This is a genomic window from Fructilactobacillus sp. X1R3C1 (genome assembly GCF_059901545.1).
This window is the reverse complement of the sequence record NZ_JBWXUT010000002.1, coordinates 238586-250647: the sequence shown is the minus strand read 5'-3', so window position 1 is coordinate 250647 and position 12062 is coordinate 238586. Positions and strand designations below refer to the sequence as shown.

The following is a 12062-nucleotide window of genomic DNA, read 5'->3' as shown; positions in this document are numbered from 1 at the left end:
TTTTAGGAGGTGAATTTGATGAGTGGGTTAGATGACCATGTGGAAACGCTTAGAGGAGTCGGTCCCAAAAAAGTTGAAGCTCTAAATGATTTGGGGATTGTGACCATTTATGATTTACTGACATACTTTCCATTTCGTTATGAAGATTTTCGAACTAAAGATCTTTCTGAAATTTCTGATCAGCAGGTGGTCACTCTGAAGGGTAAGGTTGCTATCAATCCAACGGTTAATTTTTTTGGAAGACGTAGAAGTCGTTTAACTATTAAGTTACTAGTTGGTAATGATGTGATTCCGGTGTCCTTTTTTAATCAGCCGTGGCTAAAGAAACAGGTTGAAGCCGGGGATGAAATTTTGATTTACGGAAAGTTTGATGCAAATAAAAAATCGATGGCCGGAATTAAAATTTTGAAAGCTGGTGATGGCGAAAAATTTGGTTCAATTTATCCCGCTAACCATAAGATTACCCAGAATACCATTCGCCAATTGGTAACCGAAGCCTATGATCAGTACCAAGGTCAAATTGAAGATTTCATCCCCAATTGGGTTTTAAAAAAGTATAAATTAGAAAATTTAAAAAATGTCATTTTTAACATGCACTTTCCAAAAAATCAAAGAGCAGCAGCACTCGCACGTAGAACCGCAAAGTTTGATGAATTTTTCTTGTTTCAAATGCGAATGCAAACTTTAAAACATCAGAAAAATCAGGCCCCAAATTCTGCGATAACCATTAATCGTGCTAAATTACAGACGTTTGTGAGTTCTCTTCCGTACGAATTGACCCTGGCACAAAAAAAGGTTATTTCAGAAATTTTATCTGATCTAAAACGTCCATATCAGATGAATCGGCTTTTACAGGGAGATGTTGGGAGCGGAAAAACGGTTGTAGCGGCTATCGCAATTTATGCTGCGGTTCTTTCTGGGAAACAAGCCGTAATAATGGCTCCCACTGAAATTTTAGCCGAACAACATGCTGACGGACTTGCTGAGCTTTTTAAGGATACTAGTGTTAACATTGGACTACTGACTGGTGATACTTCTAGAGCGGCTCGAAATGAACTTTTACCCCGTATTGAAAGTGGCGAGATTAACTTGGTGGTGGGTACTCATGCATTGTTTCAAAAAGAGGTTAAATACCATAATTTAGGATTAGCTGTCATTGATGAGCAGCATCGGTTTGGAGTTAACCAAAGAAAGGCCATGCGAGAAAAGGGTAAATCAACGAACGTGTTATCGATGACCGCTACGCCTATTCCACGAACTCTATCGATCACAGCGTATGGTGAAATAGATGTCTCGGTAATTGATGAGTTGCCAGGTGGTAGAAAACCAATTAAAACGGCTTGGATTAAGAATCAACAGATTGATGCAATGCTTAATTTTGTCAAAAAGCGCTTAAATCATGGAGAACAAGTTTACGTGGTAGTCCCTCTTATCGGTGAATCTGAAGCAGTGGATATGAGAAACGTGACTGATACATACCAAAACTTTCAGCAAGAACTTGGTGATAAATACACGGTTGGCTTACTCCATGGTCAAATGAGTGATGAAGACAAAAATAAAGTAATGGATGCTTTTAAGACTAATAAGGTACAAGTTCTAGTTTCTACTACAGTAATTGAAGTCGGAGTTGACGTTTCCAACGCAAGTACCATTGTGATTTATGATGCTGACCATTTTGGGTTGGCTCAACTACATCAACTTCGGGGTCGTGTGGGGCGAGGGGACCAGCAAGCTTATTGTATTTTAATTGCTGATCCTAAAAATGAAACTGGTAGAAAACGAATGAATGTGATGTGTTCATCAACTGATGGTTTCTTTATTTCACAAAAAGATTTAGAATTAAGAGGTCCTGGGGACATTCTTGGTAAAAATCAGTCTGGAATGCCAACCTTTAAAGTTGGAGATCCAGTTGCTGACATTAATATTTTGAGCACAGCGCAGACCGTTGCAAAAGAAATTGTTGATGATGTTAACTGGGAACATGAACCGCAGAATCGAAAGTTAGTAAAAAGACTTAAATCTTTAAATCAAGATGTTAAGTTTGATTAAGGAGCTTTGCCTATAATGATAAAAATTGCTGTTGATGCAATGGGTGGCGATAATGCACCTGATGAAATTGTCAGAGGGATTGAGCTTGCTCGTGATGAAATGGATCACGTGGAGTTTCAACTCTTTGGTGATTCTGATAAAATCAATTCGTTGTTAAATAACAAAGAAAATATCAAAGTGATTCAATCAGATGAAGTTATTAAAATGGAAGATGAACCCGTTAAAGCAGTAAAAGAAAAAAAGGGATCAAGTCTGGTAATGGCTGCTCGAGCTGTTAAAGATGGAACAGCTGATGCATTTTATTCCTGTGGAAATACTGGGGCCATTCTAGTTGCTGGTTTATTGATAATCGGTAGAATCAAAGGAATTGATCGTCCGGGACTGGTTACTACTTTACCAGTAATTGATAACGATACTGGTTTCACGTTAATTGATTGTGGAGCAAATGCTGATGCTAAGGTTGTTAACGTTTATCAGTATGCACTACTAGGTAAGTATTATGCTGAAAGAGTCTTAAAGATTAAAAATCCACGGGTTGGGCTGATTAATAATGGCACTGAGTCTGACAAAGGAAATAAGATCCATCAAAAAATGTATCATGCTTTAAGAAAAAATGATGACATTAATTTTATTGGTAACATCGAATCACGAGGGTTGCTGGATGGAGTTACCGATGTAGCGGTAACCGATGGCTTTACCGGTAATGCGGTTTTAAAGAGTATTGAAGGAACTGCATTGTCAATGATTAATATGTTAAAAGACGGCATTATAAATGGTGGAGTGAAGTCCAAAGTGGGTGCTTTATTACTCAAGGATACTTTAAGAGAGATTGCCCACAAGATGGATTACACTAAGTACGGGGGTGCCGTCCTACTTGGATTGAAGGCCCCAGTGGTGAAGAGCCACGGTAGCAGTAAGGCTAAGACAATTAGAAATACGATACTTCAAATTCAGCAAATTATTAATTCTAATTTTGTTGATTCAGTGAAAGAATATTTTTCTAATCATACTGATGAAATGGATAGTATTAAAAATGGTGAACAGTAGGAGGGATCACTGATGGATAGAGAAACAGTATTTAAAAAAGTAGCAGAAATCACCTCAAGTCGTTTTAAGGTTCCGGTTGATAAGGTAACGAATGACTTAAACTTTACTAATGATTTAGGCGCTGATTTTATTGATATGGCGGGATTTATCGTTGAATTAGAGGATGAATTTGGCGATGTTTTCACCAGTGAAAATACTGAGAATATCAGTGATGTCGGCGATCTAGTGAATGTAATTATGCGAGATATTGATCCAAAAACGAAAAAACACATTGCAAAGAAATAGATGATTCGTTGTTATGACGGGTCATTTTTATTATGCAATTATCGTAATTTAGGCATTAATGATATAATTAAAAGAAAAAATGTTACCTTTGGAGGAAATAGAATTGCAAAAGCAGTTTGATGACTTGTTAAAAGACAAGTTTAATATTAAGTTTAACGATGAAGCACTTTTAGATGAAGCAATGACCCAAGCATCATACGTGAACGAGCATCCCGGTCAAGGATTAAAATTTTATGAACGTCTGGAGTTTTTAGGGGATGCTGTCTATCAATTAGTGGTTTCAGACTACATCTTTAGACGTTTTCCTGAATTACCACAAGGTCGACTGACTAGATTAAGAGCTGCTATGGTTAATGAGCATAGTTTTAGTCGTTTTGCCCGTGAATGTCATTTTGACAAGTATATTCGACTCGGCAAAGGTGAAGAAAAGGCGAATGCTAGACAACGTGACTCACTTTTATGTGATATTTTTGAATCATTTATTGGAGCGGTGTATCTCGATCAAGGAATAGAAACGGTGAGGTATTTTTGTCAGATTGTGATTTTTCCTAAGCTTGATGAGGGTTGGTTTGACGAATTCTTTGATCATAAAACTGAATTACAGGAAGTTGTTCAAGAAAATGGACCAGTTGATTTAGACTATGAACTAGTTAGTGAAGATGGTCCTGATAATGACCGTAAATTTAAAGTTGCGGTAAAAATTAACGGCAAAGAAATGGGAGTCGGGTTAGGACATTCCAAGAAAGATGCAGAACAGAAAGCGGCAAAGGAAGCACTCAATGAACTGGGAGTAAGCACAAGTATTAAGTAAATGAGGCATTAAGGTGAAGTTAAAATCAATTGAGATTGCAGGATTTAAATCTTTTGCAGATAAAACCACAATTGACTTTCAGGATGGGCTTACTGGAATTGTTGGTCCAAATGGTAGCGGAAAAAGTAATGTCATCGAGGCAATTCGTTGGGTTTTAGGTGAGCAGTCGGCCAAAACTTTACGTGGTAAAAAAATGTTAGACGTCATTTTCTCTGGGTCCAAGGGGCGCAGAGCTCTTGGTCGTGCAGAAGTTAGCATTTATTTTGATAATTCTGATCATTTTTTGGATTCTGATTATACCGAAATTAAAATCACACGTAAAGTTTATCGAAATGGTGATAGTTCTTATTCAATCAATGATAAAGATTGTCGTTTGAAGGATATTAATAATCTTTTTATGGATACTGGATTAGGTGAAGGTTCCCTTTCCATTATTTCTCAGGGGAATGTTGATGAAATTCTCAATGATGATGCTGAAAAAAGGCGATCAATTATTGAGACAGCTGCTGGAGTTTATCGATATAAAAAACAAAAGGTGGAAACTGAACAAAAGTTAGCTGATACTCAAGGAAATTTGGATCGAATCTCAGATATTATTAACGAGTTGGACAAACAAATTGGGCCTCTAAAGGAGCAAAGTGATGCTGCTTCGCTCTATTTAGATAAGAAAAAGTATCTTGATCAATTGAAGTATTCTAAATTAGTGATTAAGATTAAAAATCATGAAAACGTGAAAATGAATCTGGAAAAGGAGCTCAAAAAGCAAAATACTACTTTTACTAATTTAAAAATACAAGTTAAGGAAGTTAAAGAACGCAAACAGGGGTTAACGAGCAAGATTAAAAGTTTAGCTCGGAAGCGTGAACAACTTCAAAATCAACTTTTAAGCGACACTAAATCACTCGAATCAGCTCATAGTGGTCAGCAGTTGTCTGAGCAACGACGTGAATTTAATCAACAAAAGATTAACGACTTAGAAAGTAAAGTAAGTGATTTAAAAGAGCAACTGGGAAACGTTAAAAACAATATTACTGATAATCAAAGCCAAATTAGTAAAAAGCAAGCTCTCATTTCCGACTATTCTCATAAGATGAAGCAGCTTGAAGCAGCTTCTATTCGGCAAAATTTATTAGAAAAACAAACAGAACTTGAAAATATAAGAAATGATTACATAGATTTGATGCAGTCATTAGCCAGTGCCAAGAATAATTTAAAGTTAATGCAAAAATTATCCAAGCGTAGTGATAGTGAAGTAAAAGAGAAGTACCAGCGGATTAATGCGATTGAAGATCAAAGCAACCTTTTAAAGCAAGAAATCACTTCAGAAGAGACCGAATTATCGAAACTTCAAAACAACCAGAAGCAAATGGTGGATGAATTAAAGCAAGTTGATAATAAGTTGTCAGATTCAAGGGACAAAGAAAAAGAATTAAAGGCAAGCTGGTATGCTGCATTACGTGTTTTTCAGGAAACTAAAACGGAACGAGATAGTATTAAGTCAATCTTGGAAAATCATAATTCGCTTTATCGCGGGACGCGAAACTTATTAAAAAGCAAAACGAATTTAATTGGTATTAAAGGAACAGTAAGTGATTTTATTGAAGTTCCTGATCGTTATGTTCTAGCCATTGAAACAGCACTGGGAAGTCAGATTCAGCAGGTTATCACCGAGAACGTTAAAGACGCTAGAGAAGCAATTCACTATTTAAGCGAGAAGAAACTGGGAAGAGTTACGTTCTTGCCTATGAATGCCGTTAATGAACGTTATTTATCCTCTAATGTGTTAAATGAGGTAAAATCGATTTCTGGCTTTGTTGGAATTGCTTCGGACCTGGTCAAAATGCCATCGAATATGACACGGATTAAGAATCACCTGCTGGGTGGTACGATGATTGCGGTTGATTTAAAAAGTGCTACAAAGATCAGTAAGACAATTGGTCATAAGGCTAAAGTGGTAACTTTAGATGGGGATGTCGTTAATGCTGGAGGTGCAATCACCGGTGGATCGAATCGCAACCAGTCCACTGGCTTACTAAGTCAAAAAGAAAAATTGGTCCACTTAAATCAGCAAGTTGAAGAAATGAGCCAGAAGATGAATGCTGGTGAGGAGACTATCAAAAAATTCCAAGATCAGCACACAATAAAGCAGGATAAGCACGATGAACTTCGCCAAAAATTAAATGAATTAAAAGGAGAAATTCAAGCTAAGCAAAAAAGCATTAGTATGAATCAAAGTAGTTTAAAGGAGTCTCAAAGAAGTGCTGATGCAATTCGATTACAATTAAAAAACACAACTAGTGATGATGGTGTAAATGAGATTGATCTTTCTCATAAGATTAATGATTTAAAAATGCAAATTAAGCAAAATCAGTCTAAGAATACCTCAATCAAAAGTCAGATTGAAAAGATTACTCGGAATGTTAACGAAAATAATATCAAATCATCTGAAATCAAAGAAAAGTTGATTCGCTTAAAGGAACAAAATAGTCAACTCAAGTCCAGTAGGGAAAGTCTTTTAAAACAAAGGTTGAATTTTGAAACTCAATTAAAAAGCTTAGTCAATAGTATAAACGGACTTAAACAATCAATTAATCAAGAAGTGGTGGCAGTAAAAACTAATATTCCCGAACTAGAACAACAAATCCAAAGTACTAAGCGGGATGTTAACGATCTTAATTCAAAAATTGATAAGTTTAACCAAGATGATCAAAAATATGATCAGCAAGTTTCCGATCTTCAGGATCGTTTAATTTCTCAAACAGAAATAGTTCAAAAGCTAGAATCGAATTTAAAAACAGCTGTAGATAACCTTGATTCTGAGCGTTATCAACGCGATAACATGATTAAAGGAACTAGTTCAATGAAGAAGTTGGAACTTGAATTACCCGAAATTGATTCATTGATTAAATCAATCCAATCTGAAATTGACGAGTTGGGTCCGATTAACGTTAATTCAATTGATGCCTATGCAGAAGTAAAGGATCGTTACGAATTTATGAATCATCAACTTGATGATTTAATTGAAGCTAAGGGACAATTGATTGGGATAATGAATGAAATGGATCAAACGGTAAAAGTTAAATTTAGCGAAACTTATGATAAAATTGCAACTGCGTTTAGTCATATTTTTCGCAATATTTTTGGTGGAGGGGAAGCCAAACTAAAAATGGATGACCCGCATCATTTACTTACAACTGGGATTGATATCTTGGTAAAACCGCCCGGAAAAAAATATCGTAATCTTAATTTACTTTCTGGTGGTGAGAAAGCTCTAACGGCTTTGGCACTGCTTTTTTCAGTTCTTGAGGTAAAACCAGTTCCGTTTGTAATATTGGATGAAGCTGAATCTGCTCTTGACCCTGCTAATGTGGATCGTTTTGCGCGGTATATGCAGAGTTTAAAGAATAATACACAATTTATTGTAATTACTCACAGAAAGGAAACGATGGTCTATGCGGATCATCTTTATGGAGTTACAATGCAAGATTCGGGTGTATCTAAGGTTGTTTCGGTCAACTTGGATGAATCTAAAAAGCTAGGAGAATAATTATGGGTTTATTTGATATTTTTAAAAGTAAGAAGAAGGAATCTGACGACAAAGAGAACGAAACCAAGCAGTCTAAAAGAGAAGATGAGAAAGCAAAGGCTACTGGTGACGACACCTCTGATCGAGGTGACCACTTTCAACAAACTGAAGAAAATGAAGTTAGTCAGAAAAATGATGGATCAAGTGAGAGTGAGAATGATGGAGCTGATGTTTCTGAAGAACCGGAAGAACAAACGCAAACATCAAAAAATAGTGTTCGAAGCACTGACGATAACAAGTCAGATGAAAAAGGCCAGTCTGTGGTTGATACAGATCATTCTTCTAATAAAAATGAAGATGTCAAAGAGTCTACTGATGATGTAACTAAGCAGCCTGAATCAGCTGAAAAAGCATACGAACATGGTCTGGCAAAATCACGGTCTTCGTTTGGACAAAAATTAAATGCGCTATTTGCTAATTTTCGCTCAGTTGATGATGACTTCTTTGATGATTTAGAAGATACGCTGGTCGAATCCGATGTTGGATTTGAAACTGCAATCCAACTAACTGATGAACTAAAAGAAGAGGTTAAATTAAAAAATGCCAAGAAACCAAAAGAAGTTCAAAATCTAATCGTCCAAAAGATGATCGATTTGTATGATGCACCAAGTGATAAAGATAGTTCAATCAAATTATCCCAAACGGGCCCAACCGTGATTTTATTTGTTGGTGTCAATGGAGTTGGAAAAACGACAACCATTGGTAAGATGGCCAATAATTTTAAAAAGCAAAATAAAAAGGTGCTTTTAGCGGCTGCTGATACATTTAGAGCAGGTGCCATTGAACAATTAGATGAATGGGCCAAACATGATGGTGTTGATATTGTTAAAAAGTCAGCTGGAAGTGATCCAGCTTCGGTTGTTTTTGAAGCAGTAGATAAAGCCAAAAAAGAAAATTATGATATTTTATTTGTTGATACTGCCGGAAGATTACAAAATAAAGTTAATTTGATGAATGAACTTGCTAAAATTGATAAGGTCATTAAGCGTGAAATTCCAGACGCACCTCAAGAAGTGTTGCTGGTGATTGATGCAACTACTGGTCAAAATGCTTTGAATCAAGCCAAGATGTTCAATGAAATCACTAACATTACGGGAATTGTTTTAACAAAGCTTGATGGAACTGCCAAGGGTGGAATTGTAATTGCAATCAAAAATAAGCTTAATATTCCGGTAAAGTTCGTTGGACTTGGAGAAACGGTTAATGATTTGCGTAAATTTGATTCTAAGAGCTTTATTGACGGTTTATTTAAGGGATTAATTCAAGACAATTAGTGGTGACTTTAGATGGACATTAAAAAGAATAATCGGATTAATGCTTTGTATGATTTTTATGGTGAATTACTCACTAAGAAACAGGCAGAGTACATTCAAGAATACTATGCAGATGATTTTTCGTTAGGTGAGATTTCAGAAAATTTCAATATTAGTCGCCAAGCGGTTTATGATAACATTAAAAGAACTGAGCAAATTCTTGAAGACTATGAAAGTAAAATGCACCTATATCAATTGTTTGTGTTACGCAATCGGCAAACCGATGAGATTAGAGATTACATTAAAAAGCACTATCCAAATGATGAACACTTAAATGCGTTGGTGAATCACTTAGAAATTACGGAAGAAAATTAGGGGTGAAAAGATGGCTTTCGAAGGTTTAACCGATCGATTACAAAAAGCTTTTAAAAACTTAAGAGGAAAAGGCAAGGTCAGCGAATCTGATTTGCGTGAAACAATGCGGGAAATTAGATTGGCATTACTAGAAGCGGACGTTAACTTTAAGGTGGTTCGTCAGTTTGTAAAGAAGGTTCAAGAAAAAGCTAAGGGCGCTGATGTTCTTGAAGGATTAAATCCGGCCCAACAAATTGTTAAGATCGTTAACGATGAACTGACTAACATGATGGGTGAATCTGCCACTCCGCTAGTTAAATCAGACAAGATTCCTACAGTCATTATGATGGTAGGACTTCAAGGAGCAGGTAAAACTACTTCAGCAGGTAAATTAGCTAAAAGGCTTAAATCTGAAGATAATGCGCGTCCATTAATGATCGCTGCCGATGTTTATCGTCCCGCAGCAATTGAACAGTTAGAAAAGGTGGGCGAACAAGTTGATGTTCCAGTATTTCAAGAGGGAACGGATGTTGACCCAGTACAAATTGTTCAAGATGGTTTAAAGGAAGCTAGCAATAATAATAACGATTATGTGTTAATTGATACGGCCGGTCGGCTTCAAATTGACGAAAACTTGATGGATGAATTAAAGAATATTAAAAAGGTGGCCAATCCAAATGATATTCTTTTAGTTGTTGATGCTATGACAGGTCAAAATGCCGTTGATACGGCGGTCGGATTTAACGATGCTTTAGATATTACCGGTGTTATTCTAACAAAGTTAGACGGAGATACTCGTGGTGGAGCTGCTTTGTCAATCAGGGCGGTGACTGACAAACCAATTATGTTTGTTGGTCAAGGTGAAAAATTAGATGATTTGGACGTATTTCACCCAGATCGAATGGCTTCTCGAATTTTGGGAATGGGAGACATGCTCTCGTTCATCGAAAAGACTCAGAAAGAGTATGATGAAAATCAAGCTAAGGAATTAACCGAAAAAATCAAGGAAAATTCTTTTGATTTTGATGATTTTGTTGATCAATTAGAACAAATTCAAAAGATGGGTCCAATTCAAGATTTGGTTAAAATGATTCCAGGAATGGCCAATAATCCGGCATTAAAGAATTTAAACGTTAATCCAAAAGATTTAGACCACATTAAAGCGATTATCTATTCAATGACTGATGAGGAACGTTCCAACCCCGATGTTTTAAATCCCTCTAGAAGGCGTCGAATTGCTCGGGGATCGGCTCAACCGATTCAACAAGTCAACCGACTCATTAAACAATTTGATCAAATGAAGAAAATGATGAACAAAGTGTCTAATGGAAATATGTCAGGGTTGTCAAATATGATGGATTCTGCTGGGATGGGCGGCGGAATGACTGGTAAATTGTCGAACCTCGCCATGAAGCGGATGAGTCGCAAGATCAAAAAGAATAAAAAGAAGCGACGAAAAAATAAAAAAAGACATTAATTTCAGACTGTAAAGAAAAAAACCTTTACATCACTAATATTTATTGGTAATATTAGTAATTGTTAAGAAAACTATTAGGAGGTGTGTTTATGTCATTAAAAATTAGATTAAGAAGAATGGGTTCAAAGAAGCGTCCATTTTACCGTATCGTGGTTGCTGACTCACGTAGTCCTCGTGACGGTCGTTTTATCGAAAATGTTGGTACTTACAATCCATTAACTGAACCTGATCAAGTAACTTTAAAAGAAGAATCAATCATGGACTGGTTGGAAAAAGGTGCTAAACCTTCTGATACTGTTCGTAATATTTTGTCAGATGCAGGTATTATGAAACAATTACATGATGCCAAATTAGCAGCTAAGAAATAAGTGATTGATTATGGTTAATTTTGATAATTTAATTAAAACAATCGTTAAGCCATTAGTTAAATATCCTGATGATATTAGTATTAATCATCAGGATACTGATCAATTTAGCGAATATATATTGTCTACCAATCCTAATGACGTTGGACGTATTATTGGAAAAAAGGGTCGAGTTGCTCAGACGATTCGAACCATAATTTATAGTGTTCACGTTAATGATGGAAAGCGAATTAAACTCGTTATTGATGATGGCAAAGATTAGCTCTTAGATAAAACTCGTTTTTATTTAAGAGTTTTTTTATAGAAATAGGTGAACTATGGATTACTTAGAAATTGGGAAATTAGTAAATACTCAGGGAATTAAAGGTGAAGTACGAATAAAACCTACTACTGATTTTATTGATCAACGCTTTAAAGTTGGTAATCTTGTTTATGTATTCCCCAAAGACGGAAAAATGGAAGAATTGAAGATTGACGGGGTTAGAAGCCATAAGGGATTTATTCTGTTGCATTTTTCTGGTCGCAATTCCATAAATGATGTTGAATACCTTAAACCTGCCATCCTAAAAATTACGTCGGAGCAAAGAAAAAATACTGACTTACAACCAGGCGAATATTTCTATCAACAAATTATCGGCATGGATGTTATCGATAAAGATGATAATAAAATTGGTGTAATAAGTGATATTATGGATATGCCTGCCAATGATGTCTGGGTAGTGGAGCGTAAAAATAAAGATGATTTGTTACTTCCAAAGATTGATTCGGTCGTAAAAAAAGTGGATATTCCTAATCATAAAGTAGTCGTTGAGTTAATGGAGGGAATGCAGTAACG

At 36.0% G+C, this 12062-nt stretch carries 11 protein-coding genes; all 11 read left to right on the top strand.

Annotated features, from left to right (window positions below):
• Nucleotides 1-18 precede the first annotated feature (18 nt).
• The 11 genes from recG (at nucleotide 19) to rimM (ending at nucleotide 12060) form a co-directional block, all read left to right on the top strand.
• Nucleotides 19-2049, top strand: coding sequence for an ATP-dependent DNA helicase RecG (recG, locus tag AC6UD8_RS03435; RefSeq protein ID WP_500699497.1), 2031 nt, complete (start codon nucleotides 19-21; stop codon nucleotides 2047-2049).
• 15 nt (nucleotides 2050-2064) lie between these two features.
• Nucleotides 2065-3096, top strand: a complete 1032-nt coding sequence (plsX, locus tag AC6UD8_RS03430) for a phosphate acyltransferase PlsX (protein WP_500699496.1) — start codon at nucleotides 2065-2067, stop codon at nucleotides 3094-3096.
• A 12-nt stretch (nucleotides 3097-3108) separates the two neighbouring features.
• A complete protein-coding gene (locus AC6UD8_RS03425; RefSeq protein WP_500693715.1) occupies nucleotides 3109-3381 on the top strand; it encodes an acyl carrier protein in 273 nt (90 codons plus the stop codon).
• Nucleotides 3382-3460: 79 nt separating this feature from the next.
• Complete coding sequence (gene rnc, locus AC6UD8_RS03420) at nucleotides 3461-4192, top strand: ribonuclease III (RefSeq protein ID WP_500699495.1); 732 nt, start codon at nucleotides 3461-3463, stop codon at nucleotides 4190-4192.
• Between the two features lie 13 nt (nucleotides 4193-4205).
• The gene (smc, locus tag AC6UD8_RS03415) at nucleotides 4206-7739 is read left to right on the top strand and encodes a chromosome segregation protein SMC (RefSeq protein ID WP_500699494.1); all 3534 of its coding nucleotides are present in this window, start codon (nucleotides 4206-4208) and stop codon (nucleotides 7737-7739) included.
• Nucleotides 7740-7741: 2 nt separating this feature from the next.
• On the top strand, nucleotides 7742-9052 hold the full coding sequence (gene ftsY / locus AC6UD8_RS03410) for a signal recognition particle-docking protein FtsY (protein WP_500699493.1): 1311 nt from the start codon (nucleotides 7742-7744) through the stop codon (nucleotides 9050-9052).
• Nucleotides 9053-9064: 12 nt separating this feature from the next.
• The gene (locus AC6UD8_RS03405) at nucleotides 9065-9406 is read left to right on the top strand and encodes a putative DNA-binding protein (RefSeq protein ID WP_500699492.1); all 342 of its coding nucleotides are present in this window, start codon (nucleotides 9065-9067) and stop codon (nucleotides 9404-9406) included.
• 10 nt (nucleotides 9407-9416) lie between these two features.
• On the top strand, nucleotides 9417-10862 hold the full coding sequence (ffh, locus tag AC6UD8_RS03400; protein ID WP_500699491.1) for a signal recognition particle protein: 1446 nt from the start codon (nucleotides 9417-9419) through the stop codon (nucleotides 10860-10862).
• An 89-nt stretch (nucleotides 10863-10951) separates the two neighbouring features.
• Nucleotides 10952-11230 (top strand): 30S ribosomal protein S16, encoded by a 279-nt coding sequence (gene rpsP / locus AC6UD8_RS03395; RefSeq protein WP_500693721.1) that lies wholly within the window; start codon nucleotides 10952-10954, stop codon nucleotides 11228-11230.
• Between the two features lie 10 nt (nucleotides 11231-11240).
• A complete protein-coding gene (locus AC6UD8_RS03390; RefSeq protein WP_500696715.1) occupies nucleotides 11241-11489 on the top strand; it encodes a KH domain-containing protein in 249 nt (82 codons plus the stop codon).
• A 55-nt stretch (nucleotides 11490-11544) separates the two neighbouring features.
• Nucleotides 11545-12060: a ribosome maturation factor RimM gene (rimM, locus tag AC6UD8_RS03385; protein ID WP_500693723.1), complete on the top strand. Its 516-nt coding sequence runs from the start codon at nucleotides 11545-11547 to the stop codon at nucleotides 12058-12060.
• The last annotated feature ends 2 nt before the right edge of the window (nucleotides 12061-12062 follow it).

Bases quoted from the DNA above. Each gene is read 5' to 3' on its own strand.
- rnc (WP_500699495.1), top strand. From the start codon at position 3,461: ATGTTACCTTTGGAGGAAATAGAATTGCAAAAGCAGTTTGATGACTTG.
- ffh (WP_500699491.1), top strand. From the start codon at position 9,417: ATGGCTTTCGAAGGTTTAACCGATCGATTACAAAAAGCTTTTAAAAAC.
- rimM (WP_500693723.1), top strand. From the start codon at position 11,545: ATGGATTACTTAGAAATTGGGAAATTAGTAAATACTCAGGGAATTAAA.
- AC6UD8_RS03425 (WP_500693715.1), top strand. From the start codon at position 3,109: ATGGATAGAGAAACAGTATTTAAAAAAGTAGCAGAAATCACCTCAAGT.
- ftsY (WP_500699493.1), top strand. From the start codon at position 7,742: ATGGGTTTATTTGATATTTTTAAAAGTAAGAAGAAGGAATCTGACGAC.
- AC6UD8_RS03405 (WP_500699492.1), top strand. From the start codon at position 9,065: ATGGACATTAAAAAGAATAATCGGATTAATGCTTTGTATGATTTTTAT.
- AC6UD8_RS03390 (WP_500696715.1), top strand. From the start codon at position 11,241: ATGGTTAATTTTGATAATTTAATTAAAACAATCGTTAAGCCATTAGTT.
- recG (WP_500699497.1), top strand. From the start codon at position 19: ATGAGTGGGTTAGATGACCATGTGGAAACGCTTAGAGGAGTCGGTCCC.
- plsX (WP_500699496.1), top strand. From the start codon at position 2,065: ATGATAAAAATTGCTGTTGATGCAATGGGTGGCGATAATGCACCTGAT.
- rpsP (WP_500693721.1), top strand. From the start codon at position 10,952: ATGTCATTAAAAATTAGATTAAGAAGAATGGGTTCAAAGAAGCGTCCA.